The 18,949-nt window shown below is 72.0% G+C and carries 15 protein-coding genes; 11 read left to right on the top strand and 4 right to left on the bottom strand.

Features of this window, described 5'->3' with window-relative positions:
- Nucleotides 1-59 precede the first annotated feature (59 nt).
- From eccD to ACIBST_RS09195, 8 genes are all read left to right on the top strand, one after another.
- A complete protein-coding gene (gene eccD / locus ACIBST_RS09230) occupies nucleotides 60-1,496 on the top strand; it encodes a type VII secretion integral membrane protein EccD (protein ID WP_397170404.1) in 1,437 nt (478 codons plus the stop codon).
- 82 nt (nucleotides 1,497-1,578) lie between these two features.
- The gene (locus ACIBST_RS09225; RefSeq protein WP_397170403.1) at nucleotides 1,579-2,022 is read left to right on the top strand and encodes a YbaB/EbfC family DNA-binding protein; all 444 of its coding nucleotides are present in this window, start codon (nucleotides 1,579-1,581) and stop codon (nucleotides 2,020-2,022) included.
- 126 nt (nucleotides 2,023-2,148) lie between these two features.
- Nucleotides 2,149-2,475, top strand: coding sequence for a WXG100 family type VII secretion target (locus ACIBST_RS09220; RefSeq protein ID WP_397170402.1), 327 nt, complete (start codon nucleotides 2,149-2,151; stop codon nucleotides 2,473-2,475).
- A 13-nt stretch (nucleotides 2,476-2,488) separates the two neighbouring features.
- The gene (locus ACIBST_RS09215; RefSeq protein ID WP_397170400.1) at nucleotides 2,489-2,803 is read left to right on the top strand and encodes a WXG100 family type VII secretion target; all 315 of its coding nucleotides are present in this window, start codon (nucleotides 2,489-2,491) and stop codon (nucleotides 2,801-2,803) included.
- A 53-nt stretch (nucleotides 2,804-2,856) separates the two neighbouring features.
- Entirely contained in the window at nucleotides 2,857-3,261 is a 405-nt protein-coding gene (locus ACIBST_RS09210; RefSeq protein ID WP_397170399.1) for a hypothetical protein, read from the top strand.
- Nucleotides 3,262-3,267: 6 nt separating this feature from the next.
- The gene (locus ACIBST_RS09205; RefSeq protein ID WP_397170397.1) at nucleotides 3,268-4,683 is read left to right on the top strand and encodes a hypothetical protein; all 1,416 of its coding nucleotides are present in this window, start codon (nucleotides 3,268-3,270) and stop codon (nucleotides 4,681-4,683) included.
- Between the two features lie 10 nt (nucleotides 4,684-4,693).
- Entirely contained in the window at nucleotides 4,694-5,152 is a 459-nt protein-coding gene (locus tag ACIBST_RS09200; protein ID WP_397170395.1) for a hypothetical protein, read from the top strand.
- A gap of 5 nt (nucleotides 5,153-5,157) precedes the next feature.
- Nucleotides 5,158-6,426, top strand: coding sequence for a hypothetical protein (locus ACIBST_RS09195; protein ID WP_397170394.1), 1,269 nt, complete (start codon nucleotides 5,158-5,160; stop codon nucleotides 6,424-6,426).
- Nucleotides 6,427-6,607: 181 nt separating this feature from the next.
- Here ACIBST_RS09195 and ACIBST_RS09190 read toward each other — a convergent pair whose 3' ends face one another.
- Nucleotides 6,608-7,531: a M23 family metallopeptidase gene (locus tag ACIBST_RS09190; protein WP_397170393.1), complete on the bottom strand. Its 924-nt coding sequence runs from the start codon at nucleotides 7,529-7,531 to the stop codon at nucleotides 6,608-6,610.
- A 130-nt stretch (nucleotides 7,532-7,661) separates the two neighbouring features.
- Between ACIBST_RS09190 and ACIBST_RS09185 the strand changes: the two genes are divergently transcribed.
- Nucleotides 7,662-8,723 carry a hypothetical protein gene (locus ACIBST_RS09185; RefSeq protein ID WP_397170391.1) on the top strand — a complete coding sequence of 354 codons (1,062 nt, stop codon included), beginning with the start codon at nucleotides 7,662-7,664 and terminating at the stop codon, nucleotides 8,721-8,723.
- 13 nt (nucleotides 8,724-8,736) lie between these two features.
- Nucleotides 8,737-9,501: a hypothetical protein gene (locus tag ACIBST_RS09180; RefSeq protein ID WP_397170389.1), complete on the top strand. Its 765-nt coding sequence runs from the start codon at nucleotides 8,737-8,739 to the stop codon at nucleotides 9,499-9,501.
- Between the two features lie 128 nt (nucleotides 9,502-9,629).
- Here ACIBST_RS09180 and eccB read toward each other — a convergent pair whose 3' ends face one another.
- Together eccB and ACIBST_RS09170 are read right to left on the bottom strand one after the other, a co-directional pair.
- Nucleotides 9,630-11,036, bottom strand: a complete 1,407-nt coding sequence (gene eccB / locus ACIBST_RS09175) for a type VII secretion protein EccB (RefSeq protein WP_397170387.1) — start codon at nucleotides 11,034-11,036, stop codon at nucleotides 9,630-9,632.
- Nucleotides 11,037-11,092: 56 nt separating this feature from the next.
- Nucleotides 11,093-12,397 carry an alpha/beta hydrolase family protein gene (locus tag ACIBST_RS09170; protein ID WP_397170385.1) on the bottom strand — a complete coding sequence of 435 codons (1,305 nt, stop codon included), beginning with the start codon at nucleotides 12,395-12,397 and terminating at the stop codon, nucleotides 11,093-11,095.
- A gap of 781 nt (nucleotides 12,398-13,178) precedes the next feature.
- Here ACIBST_RS09170 and ACIBST_RS09165 point away from each other — a divergent pair.
- Nucleotides 13,179-13,742 carry an ArsR/SmtB family transcription factor gene (locus tag ACIBST_RS09165; protein WP_397170383.1) on the top strand — a complete coding sequence of 188 codons (564 nt, stop codon included), beginning with the start codon at nucleotides 13,179-13,181 and terminating at the stop codon, nucleotides 13,740-13,742.
- A 361-nt stretch (nucleotides 13,743-14,103) separates the two neighbouring features.
- Here ACIBST_RS09165 and ACIBST_RS09160 read toward each other — a convergent pair whose 3' ends face one another.
- On the bottom strand, nucleotides 14,104-18,789 hold the full coding sequence (locus ACIBST_RS09160) for an FtsK/SpoIIIE domain-containing protein (RefSeq protein ID WP_397170382.1): 4,686 nt from the start codon (nucleotides 18,787-18,789) through the stop codon (nucleotides 14,104-14,106).
- Nucleotides 18,790-18,949: the final 160 nt, after the last annotated feature.

Here is an 18,949-nt window from a genome sequence, read left to right as displayed (position 1 = left end):
AGATGTGCCGAACGTCCGAGTTGAGGTCTGAGTTAACTCTGTCTCGCTATGTTGTGTTTGTGACATCGCTGGCCGAAATCCCCCCTCCACAGCAGGGCGCGTTGCACCAGGTGCCCGCTCCGCTCCCGCCGCTGTGCCACGTGACGGTGGTAGGGCCGCGCAGGAAGGCCGACCTGGCACTGCCCGCCGACATCCCGCTGCCGCACGTCCTTCCGGGGCTGCTCAGAGCCATGGGCGAGCTGGGCGGCGACATCGCCACCGCGCCCGGCTGGACGCTTCAGCGGCTCGGCGGCCCGCCCTTCGACCTGGGACAGAGCCTCGGCGCGCTGGGCGTGCTGGACGGCGAGATCCTCTACCTGCGCCCGCGCGCGGTGTCGCTGCCGCCGACCAGGTTCGACGACGTCGCCGACGTGGTCGCCACCGGCGTGCGCGAGGGCAAGGGCAAGTGGTCGCCCGACCTGACCCGCGGGCTCGGCGGCGGGGCGGCCTGCGGGCTGCTCGTCGCCGGCGCCGTGGCGCTGGCCTTCGGCGGCCTGACCCCGATGGTGACCGCGATCGTGGCCGGGTCGCTCGCGCTGCTGGTCGTCGGCGTGGGGATGGCCATCTCGCGGGCGGTCGGCGACTCGGCCTCCGGCGCGCTGATCGGCTACGCCGCCCTCCCGTACGCGTTCCTGGCCGGGCTGCTGGCCCCGGCGGCCGGCGGCGGGCTGATGACCGTCGGCGCGCCGCAACTCCTCGGGGCCCTGGCCTGCACCGCGCTGGTGGCCACGCTCGGCGGCACCGCGATCGCGGACGGCGTGCCGGGCTTCCTCGGCACGGCCATCGCCTCGATGACCGGCGCGGTCTGCGCGGCCGTCGTCATGGTGACCGGGGCGTCGCCCGCGGGCGTGGCGGCCGTGGGCGCGGCCGTCGTGATGGCGCTCAGTCCGCTGGTGCCCGTGTTGTCGTTCCGGCTGGCCCGCGTGCCGCTGCCGGTCATGCCCACCAACGCCGAGGAGCTGCGCGGCGACAACCAGCGGCTCGACAGCGCCTCGGTGCTGGAGCGCACCGGCGCGGCGCGGCGGTACGCGACCGGCATGGTCGTCGGCGTCGCGCTGGTCGGGGCCGGGGCGCACGCGCTGTTCGTCGCGGACGGCCGGTGGATCTCGGTGGCGATGTCCCTGGTGCTGGCGTTCACGCAGATCATGCGGGCCCGGGTGTTCCAGGGCGTCGGGCAGCGGCTGTGGCTGCTGCTGGTCGGGCTGGCCGCGCTCGGCGCGGTGGCCGTGTCCGTCGGGATCGGCGTGGGCGGCGTGGCCTCGGTGGCCGTGGTGCTCGGGCTGCTGTGGGCGGCCATGGTGGTCGTCGGCATGGGCGTGTGGCTGCCCGGCGGCAGGCCCTCGCCGTTCTGGGGCAGGGCCGCCGACATCACCGAATGGGCGCTGATCGTCGCGCTGGTGCCGCTCGCGCTCGGGGTGCTGGAGGTCTACGCCTGGGTACGCGGCCTGGCCGGTTAGCCGGCTCCGCCCGAAGTGACCATGAGGAAGCCCTGATTGTGGTTAACTCGCACGGATGTGCCCTATGGGAGGGATGGTGTCGGTGACGGATTTCGGGGACTTCGGCAACATCGACATGGACCGGCTCCTGAACACCATGGACGAGCAGCTCAGCAAGTCCGAGGAGCTGCAGAAGGCCATGTCCGACCTGGTGGGCAGGGGAGAGGACGAAGGGCACCTGATCGTCGTCGAGTACGCCCAGGAGGGCCTGCGCACCCTGGACATCCATCCGAAGGCGATGCGGCTGAGCGCGGCCGAGCTGTCGGAGCGGATCAAGGACGCCGTCGCGGCGGCGACCGCCGACCTGCAACGGCAGGCCGACGCGCTGTTGACCGAGCTGTTCGGCGTGCACGGCAACCCGATGCGCATGCTGGAGAACCCCGACCGGGCGCTGCGCGAGGTCCGGAAGGCCGAGGCCAGCTACGAACGGGCCTTCGATGACGTTATGGGAGAACTCGACAGAATCCGCCGCGAACTGGACCTGTGATTGACCAGGGCGTTTGCTGACATGTCGAGAAGTTGTTACATCTTGGCCATTGAGCCCGCTGTTACTCCTGGGGGCTTTGGTGCTTATATGGGTAAGCGACCGAAATGATCGTTACGGAGGTGACGAGTGTCCGAATTCTTTGGGGCAAGCCCGAGCCAGATCAAGGTGGCCTCTGGCCACGTGGTGGACACCGCCCAGTACATCGAGGGTCTGAGGGTGTCGGTTGAGACGACCGCCAACGGTCTCCTCAACACCGGATGGCTCGGCCCGGCGGCGGCCCGGTTCAAGAACGCCATGATCAACTGGGACAACTCCATGCGGAACGTACGGACCGACCTGGAGGGGATCGCCGACAAGATGGGCGTCAACGCGGTCGTCTACTCCGCGGCCGACCAGGACGTCCAGGCCGGTATGGGCCGCGTCGAGTCCCTGATCAACGTCGACATCAAGTAGGAGGGGGACCGCGGTGTCCGCTGAGCTCGACTTCACCAAAGTCAACTTTGGGCACATGGAGCTCGCCCAGGGCGACTTCGTCAAGATCGTCGGTTCCTTCGAGAAGGCCACCGAAGACCTGATGACCCGGCTGAAGAACGACCTGGCCGGCCATTGGGAGGGCCCGGAGGGCGCCGAGCAGTTCTTCCGGCAGCACGAGCAGAAGTGGCAGGCCGCGGCCGCCCAGATGCGCGGGCAGCTGGACGAGCTGCAGAAGGCCGTCCAGATCGCGAACGAGAACTACCGCGCGGCCGAGAACCGCAACAAGTCCATCTGGTACGACGGCTGACGTTTGTTGCTCGGCCACCCGCACGGTGGCCGAGCCGGGTTAGGGGGAGGATCATGGCCGGGCTCGAACCCGAACCGTGGCCTGGGCTCGACGACACCGACGCCGAGCTCTACTACAACGTGGGCAAGATGCGGGCCATCGCCGACGACCTGGAGATCGCCCTGGCGCTCACGCAGGGCGCCGGCGGCAACAGGGACGGCGTCACCGGCTCGGTGGAGACCCTCACGAGGTACTTCGCGCTGGGCGAGGAGCACATCGGGCGGTGGCCGGCGGCCAGCGCCCTCGCGCACAGCGTCGGCAGCACCGGCGCGGACCCCGGTGGCCAGGTGTCGATGGAGGGCCGCGGAGCGCTGCTGACCGCCCTGTACCAGGACTACGTCGAGTGCTGCCAGAAACTGGTCAAGGCGATCAGGGACAGCGCCGACAGTTACGCCAAGACGAACCCGGTCCGAGAGTGAGCAGCGTTGGCTGAGCGCAAGGTCGACATCCGTGACAATTCCCGGCGGCCGAAGAGCGAGCCGGTCACCGCGTCGCGGGAGCAGATCGAGGGATGGCTCAAGGCCACCTCCGCCATGGAGGTGCACGACCGGGGCCTGTCCTACAAGCAGGTGGCCAAGGTCATCCGCGGGGTGGCCGACGCGCTGCCCCAGATCGGCAAGGATCTGTCCGGCGCCTGGCGGTCGGACACCTCCGCCCAGGCGCAGCGGGCGCTCCAGCTGCTCAACGCCTCCGGGCACGAGATCGCCGAGGCCATGGACAAGATGTCCGAGGCGCTGATCCTCTACGGGCGCGACTACCTGCCCAAGGCGATCGAAGAGGTCGAGGCCGCCAAGAACCAGAAGACGGCGGTCCCCGCGCCCTCGCCGGGCGCGGCGCCGAAGCCGCCGTCCGCGACGCCGTCGCCGTCGTACACGCCGCCGGTGCTCGGGCCCCTGACCTCGCACCACGTGCCGGAGCCCGCGCCGGGCCCCACCAAGTCGCCCGCCGAGATGCAGGCCGACGTGGCCCGGCGGGCGCTGGAGAAGCTCAACAACCACATCGTCGACCTGTACGACTTCCAGATCCCGGAGAGCGTCGTCGTCGAGCTGCCCGAGGTGAAGCCCGCCGAGGCGCCGGCTCCCGAACGGGACATGCCGCTCACCGACCTCTCGCCGTACCGGAAGGGCGCGTACTGGACCGGCGGCGGCCATGACAGCGGCGGCACGGGCGGCTCGACCGGCTCCGGCACGCACGGCGGCTCCGGAGGGTCGGGCGGGTCAGGCGGCTCGGGCGGCGACGGGACCGGCGGCACCGGCGGCCACGACGGCGGCAACGGCACCGACCCCCGCCCAGGGGACCAGAGCCCCGGCGGCGACAACCCGGGCACCGACCGGCCGGACACCCCCGGGACGGACACCCCCGGCTCCGACCGGCCGGGCGGCCAGGACACCGGATCGGGGACCGGCGGCTCGGCCACCACCGGCGACGGCACCACGCCGCCCGTGCTCGACAACAACACCACCGGCGACCGCGCCACCCAGTCGCAGGACGTGGACGTCCGCGACCCGCGCGCCACCGAGACCGCCGGGTACCACCCGACCACCACCCCCGGGTACCCCGGCACCCCGAACCAGCCGCTCGTGAACCAGCCCGCCTACCCCTCGCCGTCGGCGGGGACGCCCGCGGTGATCGGCGGCCCCGGCTCGTACGTCCAGGGCAGCGCGCCCGCGGCGGCGGCCAGGACGGGCGCGATGGGCGGCGCCGGCATGCCGTTCATGCCGTTCGGCGGCGGTGCCGGAGCGGCGCCTGAGGAGGGACAGGTCGAGACCTCGACCCTCCTGAAGGAGGACAACGACGTGTGGAGCCACCACGAGGGCTCCATCTCACCGGTGATCGGCTAAGGAGGCGGCCATGGCGCTCGAACTGGACCCCAACTGGCCCGGCCTCGACGGGGACAAGGACAACTACACCAACCGCACGGAGATCAAGCGCATCGCCGGCGAGCTGGGCGAGTTGCTCAAGAAGCTGAAGACACCCACGCTCCCGCCGGTGACGCAGTACCTGACCGCGCCGGGGCAGCCGACCCCCGGGCCGAAGCTGCCCGAGGGCGCCGGCTCGCTGCCCGACCTCCAGCGCTACTGCGCGCTCAGCCAGAACCAGATGGGCGAGTGGCCGGCCGCCATGCACTTCGCGCTGGCGGTCAACTCGGCCTACTCCCAGCTGATCGGCGAGCCCGGCTCCACCAGCGGCCTGTACGCCGCCATGGTCGGGCAGGGCGACAGCACGGTGGAGGCGCTGCTCGACATCTCGAAGGCGTCCGGCGGCGCCGAGCAGGCGACCGAGGAAGCCGCCGCGCGGCGGGAGGCCTGACACCCATGGCCGAACCCAAGAAGCAGACGTTCAAGCTCGTCTACAACACCGGCCCGGTCGACACCTCCACCCCGGACGTGTCGTTCATGGGCAGCCTGTTCAGCGACACGCTCGACAAGGTCAAGGACTGGATCGACGCCACCGACCCGGAGTCGGTGAAGCTCGCCGGCCTCTACTACACGCGGGCCGAGACGCTGCTGAACGGCTTCGCCGGCGACCTGAAGACCAAGGCGGCCGAACTGGCCGAGAACTACACGGGCCCGGCCGCCGTCGAGACGCAGAAGCAGCTCCAGACGCTGCACGCCAGCGTGCGCGAGCTGGCCAGGAAGCTCGGCGAGATGGGCCGCCCGGTCCACGGGTACGGCGAGACGCTGCAATGGGCGCAGGCCAACGTGGTCGAGTCGATGGACCACGACTCGCGCACGGACCGCGACGTCGACTGGGCCGGGCGGGTGCCGTTCTACCGGTTCTACCGGGGCGACAAGCGGGCCGTCGAGCACCTCAAGAAGGTCAACGAGCGCATCGTCGAGCACTACAAGCAGTTGCCCGTCGAGGTCCAGACCGCGCTGCCGGACCCGAGCGTCCCCGAGCTGCCGGACTTCAACACCGGCGGCGGAGGCGTGCCGGGCGCGCCGGACCTGAACGGCAAGGGCGGGGCGGGCAACATCCCCGTCTCCTCGTTCGGTCCTGACGCGGTGCCGGGCGGCCCCGGGTACATCGACGGCAAGATGCCGGGTGACGGGGGAGCGGGCGCCTACCCGGCGGTCCACTATCCCGACGGCTCCGGCACGAACGGCTCCGGCGTGAACGTCGGCGGCATCCAGGGCTACGACGCGGGGGACAACCCGTACGGCGGGGCCGACACCTCGGCCCTGAACGGCGCCTCGCTGGGCGCCGCGCCGACGACTTCGACCGCCGGCCTGCCGTCGGGCACCGGCGACGGCACCACGAAGCTGGCCGGGTACGACCCGTCCATGTCGGGCATGCCCAACGGCGCCTACCCCTCGACGACCACGGGCGGCTCGCCCTACGGCGGCGGCGTGGGATCGGGAGCCGGAGGCGGCCTCGGAGCGGGCGAGGGCGGGGCGGCGGGCGCCGCCATGCGCGGCGCCGGCGGCGGCGCGGGGTTCGTCTCTCCCGGCATGATGGGCGGAATGCCCGCTCGTGGCGGCGAGAGCGGCGAGAAGCACGACAGCGAGAACTCGACCTGGCTCGCCGAGGACGACGACGTGTGGGGCGGCCCGGAGGGCACCACGCCGAGCACGCTCGCCTGAGGCCGCGCTGCGCGCTCGCCCGGCGCCCGGAGCCGCCGCACCGCGCCCGCGGGCCGATCCTCGCGACCGGCCCGCTCTTGGCGCGCGGCCCCCTGCCTGCCCGCAGGCCCTTCCCCGCGCGGGGAAGGCGGGTGCGGGGGGCGCCCGGAGGCGCCGCCCCGCTCATGGACGCGCGGTCGCGTCAGTCGCAGTGCTCGAAGGGGCTGTCGTAGGCGTTCGCGCCGATCGCGCCGCCCCACTTCACGCAGGTACGCAGGGCCTTGGCCCGGACCGGACCGGCGTAGTACTGGTAGCTGCCCGCGTCGGTGCTCCTGGCCTTGCCCTTGACCTCCAGGTAGGCCCGCACGGCCGCCTTGCCCGAGCCGCTGTTGCGCAGCGTGGTGACGCAGTTCTGGCCGGTGGAGGCCGAGTACAGCAGGACGACCCGGCCCTGGTTGCCGAGCGGCGCGGAGTCGATCTGCTTGTAGCCCGCGCCGCAGACCTGCTCGGCCGAGTACGGGTTGCCGCCGCCGCCGGTGCTGGGCTTGCCCGGGTTCGCGGGCGCGGGCGTGCCGCCGCCGCCCTGGCAGTTGTTGGACTTCAGCGTCTGGTGGCTGTAGCCGAAGGTGGTGCCGTTGAACCTGGCCGCCACGATCGTGCCCGACGACGTGCGCTGCTCGTAGTGCAGGTGGGCGATGATGCCCTTGTACTTGGCCGAGGTGTTGCCCACCTGGCCGATCTGCTGGCCCTGCGCGACGTTCGCGCCCGCGGAGACCGTGCGCTTCTTCATGTGGGCGTACAGCGAGACGCTGCCGTCGGCGTGCCGGATCTTGACCACGTTGCCGAAGCCGTCGGCGGTCCGGTACTCCGACATGATCACCTTGCCGGCCGCCGAGGCCACCACGGTACGGCCCATGTCGGCGTTGCCGTCGTTGTACGAGCCGTTGAAGTCGATCTCGTAGCCGCCGGTGTGCGCGCTGCTGTCGTTGCTGTCGCCGGTCCAGGTCTCGCCGCACGGGAACGGAAGCTGGTGGACGACGGCGGCGCTGGCGGCGGCCGCGCTCGTACCGGTGAGGGGGAGCGCGGCGATGCCGCACACGCCCACAATCAGGGTCTTGATCCGCATGTGGGAAAGGCTGCCATCCTGATCAACGGCCAGTCTAGATCATTCGCAAAGTGTTCACGCTAAAAGTTGATATTTGTCGATATCGTAGCCAGGACTGTGCAAAACGCAGTTTTCGGACAGGGAGGGTCAGATGGGCGCAGGGGATAACTCCGCCGCCAGCCTGGGACTATCCCCGGCGGGCCTCGGCGGGGCCACGATCCGGTTCACCGACAAGAAGATCAGCAAACTGGGCAGCGACATCGCCGACCAGGAACCGGGCATGGGCAAGATCGAGACGAACACGAAGGGGATCCACGTCGAATCCCCCGGGTTCGGCATCGTCGGCCTCGGCCTCTCCTACGCCCACGAGCAGATCAAGAACGGCGCGAGCGACACGGTCGCCATGGCCAGGACCGTCCTGAAGGACTACAAGACGGCGCTGGAGAAGCTGGAGAAGAACTACGAGAAGGTCGACAAGGACAACGACGGCCTGATCAAGGAGTACGGCGACGGCACGCCCCCCGGCGGCGGCATCGATCCGAGCAAGCTGGGCGGCGGCCCCGGCGGCGGCCTGCCGCCGATGAACCTGCCCGACGACAAGCTGTCGGACAAGAAGTTCCCCGACGACAAGCTGCAGGACTACAAGCTCCCTGACGACAAGCTGCCGGACAAGAAGTTCCCCGAGGACAAGCTCCCCGACGACAAGCTGCCGGACGACAAGCTCCCGGACAACAAGCTGCCGGACAACAAGCTCCCCGACCACAACCTGCCCGACCCCAACGCCATCAACGCGAACCTGCCCAAGACGCCGTCCATCGAGGACCAGCTCAACCACAACACCGGCGTCCCGGACCTCAAGAACGCGCTCCCGGACCCGTCCCAGACCAAGCTGTCCGGTCTGGACCCCAACGCCCTGAACTCCGCCATTCCCAGCACCGGCAACCTGAACGGCCGTCCCATCGATTACCCCACGGCGGGCGGCTACGGCGGCTCGTCGAGCCCCGGCGGGACCACCACGGGCGCGGGAGCGGCCGCCGGCGGCCTGCGCGGCGCCGGCGCGGCCGGCATGTCGGGCATGCCGTTCATGCCCATGTCGGGCGGCGCGGCCGGCAACGAGCAGAACCGCGAGCGGGACAAGCCGGAGTACGTGCGCGGCGACGAGAACGACTGGCTCGACGACATGGACATCGCGCCGCCGGTCCTCGGCGAGTGAGAAGGAAGACGACATGGCATACGAAGAAGACCGCTGGCTGATCCTCGCCGCGGCCGGTGTGGTGGCCGCGAACGCCGTGGTGCTGTTCGACTATCCGCTGGCCAGGAATGTCGCGATCATGGTCGGCACCCTCGTGTCCAACCCCGGCGCCGTGGCGAAGGCGGCCCTGGACTGGCTCGCGCCCGTCGACGGCAAGGACGGGATGAACTTCCAGGCCATCGGCGAAGCGGTCGTCAAGCTCTCCGAGGAGGTCGCCACCAAGGAGTACTGGACGGGGCCGGCCTGGGAGACGTTCAAGTCGTCCGCGGACGCCTTCGCCAAGCAGGTGACGGCGGCGTCGACCTACTTCGAGAACGTCTCCAGCGGCATGGACACGATCGCCACGCTCTACCACTACGCCGTCTACGTCGCCTGTCTGGTGGCCGCGATCACGACGGCCCTCGCCGCCGCGAAATGGCTGACCTTCATCGTCCCGATCTTCGTCGCCGTGGTGATGCGGGGGCAGATCAACGGCATCCTGATCGCGCTCGCCCAGATCCTCAGGGGCATCGTCGGCAAGAACGTCAAGTCCGCCGCCATGCTCGCGGGCATCCTGGTCGCCGTGAACGGCCTGTGCGCCACGATGACCCAGGTCATCGACAAGGGCCGCCCGCATGCCGACTTCGGGCCCAGCGACCTTGAGTACGTCAGCAACGGGGAGGAGAGGCCCGGTTCGCTGCAGCGCAAGAACGGCGGCATGCCGAGCATGCCCGGCATGTCGGCCGGCGGCCTCATCTGACCCTGACCCTGACCCGCACCTCGTCCGGCTGCTCCGGCCCGCTGTCCCGGCCCGCTGTCCCGGTCCGCTGCTCTGATTCGCTGTCCCGGGTCAGGCCGCCCCGGCCCGATGGCGGGCCGGGGCGTGGCTCACTGGGCCGTGACCTGCACCGGTGAGCGCGCCGCCGCCGGGTCGAGCGCCGGCCCCTCCGGGATCAGGTGGACGAGGTTGTAGGGCACCGGCGTGACGTCCTCGGCGCCGTACCCCAGCTTGTTGATCTGGTCCCCGGTCTGCAGCGGGAACTTCCTGCCCTGGTCGGTGAGCAGGAAGTAGGTCTGCATGAACGCCTTCTGGCCGTCACCGGGCAGCAGGCCGCCCAGCGCCGCGCCGCCGGCGGGCAGCAGCACCTGGTCGAAGTGCTCCTGGTCGCTCCGGGCCGCGGGCACGGGGATGGTCATCGTGGCGCCGACCGTGATCTTCGCCTGCGCGGAGCCGTTCTGCGTGTCGGCGTACACCGCGCACAGCGCCGCCGAGGACGTGATCGTTCTGGGCAGGCTCGTCGGCAGGCCGCCGACCGTGAGGCTCTGGCGGGAGGTCCTGCCGTTCGCCGTGGCGGCGTCGATCTCCAGCGGGACGGCGGCGCGCCTGCCGTACGCGGCCTTGGTCCTCGGGTCGGCGAGCAGCAGCGTCGCCTGGGTGAGGTTGACGGGGGCGAGCCCGTCGGCGAGCAGCACGTACCAGCGGTCGGGAGCCCCGCCCATGCCCTTCACGGTGTAGACCTGACCGATCGCCCCCCTGCCGCCCCCGGGGGCGACGGCGCGCCGGCCCAGGCCGGTGAAGGCCGGTGGCATGAAGTCGGGGCCGGGCGGGATCGCGTTGATCCAGGTGGAGGGCACTCTTCTGGGATGCGCGTTGAGCGCGCGCACCCCCGTTTCGGTCACCTTCATGCGCCGGTCGTTCCAGACCACCCAGCCCTGCTGGCCGTCCGTGACGACCAGCGCGTCGCCGCCCACGGGCGTCCCGCCGACGTCCTGCCCGCCCACCAGCGTGACGTACGGCCCCCGCGCCCCGGCGGCCTGCGCCGGCTCGGTCACGCAGGCCGACCACGGGCCCTTCACCAGCTTCTCGCGGGCCGGAAGGCTGTCCGGCGCGCCCGCGATGCCCACCAGCGGCCCGCGCGGCAGCGTCGCCAGCGACGCGGCGGAGACGTTGCGCACCTTGAAGTCGGTCGCGTCGAGCAGCAGCAGCGCCGAGACGTAGTTCGCCGTCGGCAGCAGCCGCGCCTGCTCCTGGCTGTAGACGTAGGTGGCGCCGGTCTCCTCCTCGACCAGGAGCTGGCCGGCCTCGGTCAGGTTCGTCGCCCCGCCGGGCTTGAGCAGCCCCCAGATCCCGAACACCGCCGCGATGAGCACGCCCACGAGCACGCCGCAGAACATCGCCACGTTGAGCCGCCGCATGGGCGTCTCCGGCACATCGGGCTCAGCCTGCAGCAACGCCATGCCCAGGCGCTGCTGCATCAGCCGATGAGCCTGGTAGAGGTCCTTCCGGGTCTGCATCTCACCTCTCCCCGTATCGCAGGGATCAGCATAGAACGCTCTTGTGTCATGAACCTCTACGGAAGTAGCAAACCCCAATAGAACGCCCACGGAACGAAGGCCACACCCGCCGCGACGAGCAGGCCCAGCCGTACCCGCTCGCCGGTCGCGCGTTCCCGCCGCCACCTGCGCGCCGCCGGCACCGTCGCCACGACGGTGGCCACCGCCACGGCCTGCAGCGCCAGCCAGACGAGCGGCCTGCCGAGGAGCATCGGCCCGGGCGCGGCCAGCTTCCCGCCGGTGGACATCAGATAGAACAGGTAGACGAACCCACCGACCGCCACCGCAAGCCCCCCAACACTGACCACCCGAGCCGCCACAGCCCCCTTGCCCGCCATCTGCGTGCCCGTGATCTCCGTGCCTGGTGTGCCCTTGCCTGCCGTCCCCTTGCCTGCCGTCCCCTTGCCCGGCGTGCCCCGGGCCGCGCCGCGCCGGCGGATCCGGCGGATCACGGCGACCGTCGGGTATCCGGCGAACCCGACCACGAACAGCACCAGGACCGCCGTCTGCGCGAAGGCCGACTCCCACCACGCGGGAGGCGGCGTCCCGACGGAGTCGTCCGCCTGGACGGGCGCGGGTCCCGACACCTCCGCGACCGGAGCCTGACCCGAGGTCGCCTTCGCCACCCAGCCGCCCACCAGCTCGGCGTACCCGGGAGCAAGCTCGGGCAGACGCGTGACGCCGCCGTCCGGAGTCAGATGAGCAGCATGATCGGCCTTCTCGAAGAACCGGAACGTGTACCGCCTGTTGCCGCCCTTCTCCAACGCCGCGCGGAACAGCGGCGGCGTCTCGCGGGGCGGGGTCAGCAGGTCGTGGACGCCCCAGATCGCCAGCACCGGCTGCCGCACCGCGGCCAGGACCGGCTCGGGATCGTAGTAGGGCTCGGGGAACATGTCCCCGTCCGCGATCACCCGGTACAGCTTCGGCTCGGCGTGATCGACCAGCGACCCGCTGACCCCCGCCTTGCGCAACCCGGCCGCCACGGCCCACGTCTGCTGCCGCAGGGGCTGCAACGCGTTGGCCCCGACCACCACCACGAACGCGATGTCCTTGGACTTCGAGGCGGCGAGCGGCGCCACCCACCCGCCCTCGCTGAGTCCCCAGATGCCGACCTTGCCAGGATCGACCCCAGGCTCCTTGCGCAGCGCCGCGACCGCGCCGAGCGCGTCGTCAGCGAGTTGCGCGTACGACCGATGGAACAGCGAATAGCCGACCGAGCGCTTGTCGTAGATCAGCACCGTCAGGCCCTGCCGGGCGAAGGCGACGGCCTCACCCAGCAGCTTCTCCCGAGACGTCCCCGTCCCCGCCCCATGCACCAACACAACCCCAACCCGCCCACGGGCAACGTTCGAGCTCCACCCGCCTGGGCCGTTCCAGCCCTCCCCAGACGGGTTGTCCCGGCTCTCTCCGGTTGCGAGGTTCCGACCCTGCCCGCCCGCCCCCTTCGAGCCCTCCCTTACCGCGCCACTCCGCCCCTCCCCGGCCGGGCCTTCGACCTGGACCGTGTTTCCAGACTGGCCCTTAAGGTCGACCTGGGCTGCATCTCCGATCTGGGCTGTACCTCCGACCTGGGGCGTACTGCCGGACTGGGCCGCGCTGCCGGCGCCTGAGGGGCTGATCGCGCTGACGGCCGGGCTGATCACGCTGCCGTGCAACTCCAGCCCGCCGCTGCCGCGGAACGTCACCTCATGGACCGTCAGGTCACCCGGAACCGCGAGACCACCGGGAGCCACCAGGCCACGGGGAGCCGCAAGGCTGCCTGGAACCGGCTGGCCAGCAAGAGCCGCGAGGCCGCTCGGAGCCACCGGGCCTGCGCTATCGGGTAGGCCCGACCCAGCCCCAGTGGCGCGCCGTCCCTCACCCACCGTTGCGGCCTTCCAAACGAGATCGGCTGTCGTTGCGGTGCTCGACGTGAGGTCGGCCGCGGGGGTGGCACGACCCAGTCCGGGCGTACTGAGCCATAACAGGACGCCGGCGACGGCGCTGAGGGAGACGGCGGCAGAGGCCGTGAAGACGTTTCGCATACTGCCGACAGTAGTCTGCAGAGAGGTCTCGGCAAAGACATGTCTGCAGATATCGTCCTCAAGGACTAGCCTGCTCCTCATGAAGGACGACGAGCCCCTGGTGCTCCACGATCCCGACCGGCTCAAGGCCCTGGCCCACCCCATGCGCCGCCGCATGCTGACCCACCTGAACATCCACGGCCCGGCCACCTCCACCACCCTCGGCGAGCTGCTCGGCGCCAAGACCGGCACCACCAGCTACCACCTGCGCCAACTGGAGAAGTACGGCTTCATCGAGGAGATCCCCGAACGCTCCTCCGGCCGCGAACGCTGGTGGCGCCGCGCCGAACTCCCCAGGGACATCCGCCTCCCCGACCCCGGCGACCTCGGCCCGGAGGACCAGGCGGTCCTGACCGAGTTCCACCGGATCGGGCTGGAGGAGGACCGCGCCCTGCTGGACCGCGTCCCCGCCGCTTTCCAGACCGACCCCGACTGGGTGAAGGGCTCCCGGGGCCTCGCCCGCATGACCAAGGACGAGCTCAGGGAGTTCCACGACGCCTACGTGGCCCTCCTCCTGAAATACAGCCACCCCGCAGACGAGGCCCCACCCGACGCCCGCCCCCTGTTCGTCCGCATGTACACCCTCCCCGCCGACGACTCCTGACCTCATCCCCCGCCCACGGCCCGTACGCGTCGGGAACCAGGAAGACCGGCGCAGAGCGGCACGGGCCTGTACCACCTCCCGTCCGACGAACGCGCCCATCCTGGAGGTCAGACAAGGGCCGCCAGACCTGTGTGACTCACCCGCGGTTGGTCTCGGCAAGGCTGGCCCGAAACGGGTACGCGAGTACACGCCCTCTCCGATGGACCTGATTCCGAACGTCATGCACCGCCGGTCGGGCCCGGGTTGGAGGGGCGGGAATCTCAGGCAGGCACGCCTTCCTGTCCGATGAGCTTGATCCCAGGCACCGGGATGGCCGCCGTCGCCAGGGCGGCTCACACGGGTGGATGGTTCGGTGGGTGGGTCAGGGGGTGTCTGGGAGGGCTGCTTGGATGGGGGTGATGTTGCCGGTGGTGACCAGGAGGCCGCGTCCGGGAGGGCCGCCGCCCGCCCCGCGGGGCAGTCGGATGCTGAACAGGTCGCCGTCGGTCGGGCCCTGGACCGACAGCAGCACGCCCGTACGGGACTTGCGGGTCTCGGCCACGAAGCCGCGATAGGCGACCGCCAGGTCACCGGTGGAGCCGGCGATCAGCAGGCCGTGATCGCCGTCCCTGCCCGAGCGGAGGACCTCCTCCAAGGACGTGCCCAGCGGTGAGTCCGGGTCGACCAGTTCGGCGTCGTCCACGACCACGACGTACTGGCCCAGGTCGGCGACCAGTTCGGGGAGGTTGGCGGCGTTCCCGTCGAGGACGGCCACGGCGTCCGCCAGGTCGCGCAGCGGGCTCCGTCGGGGAGCCACGGCGACGACCGGCGTGCCGGCGGCGATGAGCGACCGCGCCGCCGTCACCAGGACGGACGACCGTCCCGACCGCGACGGCCCCGCGATCACCGCGCCCGGCCCGTGGGCCAGCAGGTCGACGCCGAGCGGGGTGAGCGCGTCCCCACCCGCGCCGACCAGCGCCCACAGCGGTGACGGAGGAGTGAACGCCGGATCGAGGTCCATCGTCTGGGTCGCGGTGACCCGCATCGGCAGCGCGTCGACGCGCAGCGGCTGTTCGCCCTCCCCGCGCCGCCCGCCGCGCTCCCCGCGCCCCCCGTGCCCCGCGGCCTGCGGGCTCGCGCTGCGGGCCAGGGCCTGCAGGGCGGCGACCTGGGCGGGGCCCGCGGGGTCGGCGGAGAGGAGGGCGATGTGGTGTTCGGTGATGCCGTGCTCGCCCAGCGACAGGGCGCGCCCCGGAGGCATGGACGCGGGCAGGCCCTTCATCGGGAACCCGGCCAGCCCGTAGTCGGACGTGTCGGACAGGCGCAGCAGCAGGCGGTCGTCGAAGACCGTCGAGACCTGGCCGAGCAGGCCGGACCGGTCGCTGGTGACCACCGCGCGCAACCCCACCGCCGGGCCCTCGCGCAGGAGCTGGAGCAGGGCTTCGATCAGGCGGCCGTAGTCGTAGCTCTCGAACGCGGCGACGAAGCCCTCCCAGCGGTCGAGCATGAACACCAGCCACGGCAGGCGGTGACCGGCCTGGCGGTATTCGGCCAGCGAGGCGTGGCCCGCCTCGGCCAGCAGTTGCTGGCGGCGGCCCACCTCCGCGCGCAGGCGGCCGAGCAGCCGCTCCACGCGTTCGATCTGGTCGCGGGTGACGACGGCGCCGCAGTGGGGCATCGCCATGACGGGCAGGAGCGCGCCCGAGCCGCAGTCCACCGCATGGACGTGCACGTCGGCGGGCGACGTACGGGCCGCGATGGCGCCCGCGATGGTCCGCAACGCCGTCGAGCGGCCGCTCCGCGGGGAGCCCGCGATCAGCAGGTGGCCGCCGTCGGCCAGGTCGAGCGCCAGCGGGCACCGATCCTGCCGCCACGGACGGTCGGTCACCCCGAACGCCAGCGGCGCCACCTCCTCGAACCCGCCGCCGGCCCCCTCCGGCGAGGCGGGCGAGGGCGGGTTGTCGGGCAGGTCGAGCACCAGGTGGGTGGGCAGGGGGTCGAGCCACGGGCTCGGCTGGGCCGGGACGCCCGCCAACCGCCCCGCCTCGACGAGCGCGTCGGCGACCAGGCCGAGATCGGTGTCCGCCGACTCCTCGGCCGGCTCCGGAGGCGGCGGCAGCGGCCTGCCGAGCGAGCGCCAGTCCACGTCGAGCACCCGCACCCGCCCGGCCGGCCTCCCGGCGGAGGGAACCCGCGCGGGGCTGCGCCCGCCCACCCTGGCTGTCTGGACGGCGATCGCCGCCCCCACCCCCGACCGCACGTAACACCGGCCAGGGGTGGACTTGGAGATCGCGGCCGCGTCGGGCAGGTCGATGACGTCGGTGGACTCGGCGGGCTCGGTCACCCGCAGCGCGATCCGCAGCGAGGTGTTGGCCTGGATGTCGGGCGTGACCACGCCGGCCGGCCGCTGGGTGGCCAGGATCAGGTGGATGCCCAGCGAACGGCCCCGCCGCGCGATGTCCACCAGGCCGGCCACGAAGTCGGGCAGCTCGGCCACCAGCGCGGCGAACTCGTCGATGATCAGCACCAGGCGCGGCATGGGGGCCTGGCCGGCGTAGTCGTCGATGTCCTTGGCGCCCGCCGCCAGCAGCAGGCGTTCCCTGCGCCGGATCTCGGCCGCCAGCGAGTCGAGGGCCCGCTGGGTCAGGTGCCCGTCGAGGTCGCTGACCATGCCGACGGTGTGCGGCAGGCGTACGCACTCCTTGAAGGCCGCGCCGCCCTTGTAGTCGATCAGCATGAACGTGAGCTGGTCGGGCCGGTTGGCCACCGCCAGCGAGCAGATCAGCGTCTGGAGCAGCTCGGACTTGCCCGCCCCGGTGGTGCCGGCGATCAGCCCGTGGGGGCCGTCGAGCTTGAGGTCGACCGAGAACGGGCCGTCGGGGCCGACGCCGATCAGCGCCTCGGTCGTGCCGCGGGCCCGCCAGCGGGCGGCCAGTTCCTTGCCGGACGGGTCGGGCATGCCCATCAGGTCGAGCAGGCGGACGGCTCCGGGCAGGTTGCCCGACGGATCGTCCCGGCTCACGTCGCGGATGGGGGACAGGGCCCTGGCCAGCCGGTCGCACCAGGCGGACGAGACGAGGTCGCCCAGCACCGGCCCGATCACGTCGAGCCCCCCGCCGAGCAGGCGGACGAGGCCGTCGGAGCCGCACGCCGCCACCGTCTGGCACTCCTCGGGCAGCAGCCGCTGGTCGTCGTCGATGGCGAGGGTGAACACCCCGGACCGGGGGCCCTGCCGCAGGACCTGGGGCATGTTGGGCAGGCCGCGCAGGATCTGGGCGCCGTCGAGGATCACCAGGACGTCGTGGGGACGGACGTCGTAGGAGGAGAAGCTGGGCTTCTCGGGGCCGCCCAGATCGTCCCAGCCTGTGGGGATCTTGCCGAACTCGGGGATGGCGGTGTTCTGGCGCTCGTCGATGAGCGCGGCCAGCTCGGCGACGCGGCGGGCGGCCGACTCGGGGTCGGTGCCGACCAGGGCCACGCAGTCTTCGCCCGATCGCGGGGCGCAGTGCGGCAGCCAGCGGGTCCAGCCCCAGCGGCGTTCGCCGTCGGCGCGCGCGGACACCACCACGATGGCCAGGTCGCGCGGGCTGTGCAGGGTGGCGGCCTGGGCGATCAGCCAGCCGGCCAGGCTGGTCGCGGCCCCGCGCGGGCCGGTGACGCCGGCGACGCCGAGCCGGCGCATGGCCAGCGCCACCGGCACGGCGCGGCAGAGCGGCGGCTCGATCGGGCCGCCCTGCTCCTCCGACAGGTCGAGGTTGGCGGGCAGGTCGGCGAGGCCGACGCGCAGCCGCAGCGAGTCGGCGTCGTGGCTGCGGCGCTCCCACAGACGCCGGCGCGGCCCGGTCGCCGTGAGCAGGACCTGGGCCGGGTCGGGCGCGTCGGACCTGCGCGCGGCCTCGTCGGCGGCCCTGGCCCGCTCCACCTCCTCGTCGTAGGCCCGCACGCGTTCGCCGAACTCCTTGAGCGCCTGCTTGTGCTTCTTCCTGCCGTGGCGGCGGTCGCTGAACCACTGACCGATCATGATGATCGGCGTCATCAGGGCGACGAGCAGGTAGTAGGGGGCGTGCAGGGCGAACGCCAGCGTCACGCCGAGCACGGCGGGCAGGAGCGCGGCCAGCAACTGCAGCCGCATGCCCTCGGACCTGGTCGGCTCCTTGGGCTTGACGAACCTGCGCTCCGGCTCGGGGCGGCGCAGCCTGGGCGGCCGGTTGTAGGCGAGGCCGCCCTCCCCCCTGGGAGCGAGGTGGGCGTCCTTCGGCTCGATGGAGGTCAGCACGAACACGGAGGACCCGCAGGTCAGCACCGCCTGGTCGGGCCACTCGGCGGGCCCGGTGAGCGCCCTGCCGTCGAGCTCGGGCATGTCGCCCTGCTCGGCGGCGAGCTCGGCCGCCTCCCGCTCGGCGACCCGCGCGGTCAGCTCGGCGACCTCCTCGGCCCACCGCCCCTTCAGCTTCAGCCTGGAGGTCTGCCCCGAGCTCTGCCGGTGCGCCCGCTCGACGGTGATCGCGTCAGGCGTCACGCGCACGGCGACGGCCTCGGCGGCCAGGAGCGGATCGGCGACGGCCATCGCGCAGGTCGGGTCGGACCCGATGACGTGCACGCCCAGCCCCAGCCGGTGGACAGCCCCCGCCGCCGGGCCGCCGATCACGCGGATCTCGGCCACCCCGCCGGGCTCCTCGACCACGGTGGCGCGGGCCAGGCGCGGGTCGAGCGTGACCTTGTCGCCGTCGCGCAGCACGGCCGCCGCCGGCGCCCGCGGATCGAGCGGACGCCCGTCACGCCAGAGCAGCGCCCCGGAGTCGCCGGGGACGTCGCCGGGGACGGCGGCGGGGACGTCGAGCCGGTCGGGGACGCGCGGACGGGGGATGCGCGCCTCGGCCCCGCCCCGCCCACCGGCCTCGGGCGCCAGGCCGTAGGGCGCACGCGTCCGCGGCAGGTGGACGACCTTCGCCATGGACGTGCGCCCGCTCAGCGCCTCGGTCACCCCGGCCACCGTGGCGCCGCCGTCGCCGTCGATCACGACGTCACGGTCGCCCTGCTCGCCGAGCACGGTGAGCATGATCCGCATGTGCCGTCTCCTCGCTCGACCTCGGGCGCCAAGGTAGCGCCAGAAGCGAGAGTAGGCGTCCCGGTTGACGCCACCGGCATGAGAACGCGGTTCTGTGGATAACCCGCGCGCCGACCGTCACGATCAAGCGTGAAAAAGCTGTGATTACTGCGACTCAAGA

Origin of the sequence: Nonomuraea sp. NPDC049684, assembly GCF_044465345.1 — a bacterium.
Lineage (GTDB): Bacteria > Actinomycetota > Actinomycetes > Streptosporangiales > Streptosporangiaceae > Nonomuraea.
The sequence above is the reverse complement of the archived record's forward strand: the minus strand, read 5'-3'. Positions and strand labels throughout refer to the sequence as shown.

Bases quoted from the DNA above. Each gene is read 5' to 3' on its own strand.
- ACIBST_RS09210 (WP_397170399.1), top strand. From the start codon at position 2,857: ATGGCCGGGCTCGAACCCGAACCGTGGCCTGGGCTCGACGACACCGAC.
- ACIBST_RS09200 (WP_397170395.1), top strand. From the start codon at position 4,694: ATGGCGCTCGAACTGGACCCCAACTGGCCCGGCCTCGACGGGGACAAG.
- ACIBST_RS09195 (WP_397170394.1), top strand. From the start codon at position 5,158: ATGGCCGAACCCAAGAAGCAGACGTTCAAGCTCGTCTACAACACCGGC.
- ACIBST_RS09190 (WP_397170393.1), bottom strand. From the start codon at position 7,531: ATGCGGATCAAGACCCTGATTGTGGGCGTGTGCGGCATCGCCGCGCTC.
- ACIBST_RS09185 (WP_397170391.1), top strand. From the start codon at position 7,662: ATGGGCGCAGGGGATAACTCCGCCGCCAGCCTGGGACTATCCCCGGCG.
- ACIBST_RS09180 (WP_397170389.1), top strand. From the start codon at position 8,737: ATGGCATACGAAGAAGACCGCTGGCTGATCCTCGCCGCGGCCGGTGTG.
- eccB (WP_397170387.1), bottom strand. From the start codon at position 11,036: ATGCAGACCCGGAAGGACCTCTACCAGGCTCATCGGCTGATGCAGCAG.
- ACIBST_RS09165 (WP_397170383.1), top strand. From the start codon at position 13,179: ATGAAGGACGACGAGCCCCTGGTGCTCCACGATCCCGACCGGCTCAAG.
- ACIBST_RS09160 (WP_397170382.1), bottom strand. From the start codon at position 18,789: ATGCGGATCATGCTCACCGTGCTCGGCGAGCAGGGCGACCGTGACGTC.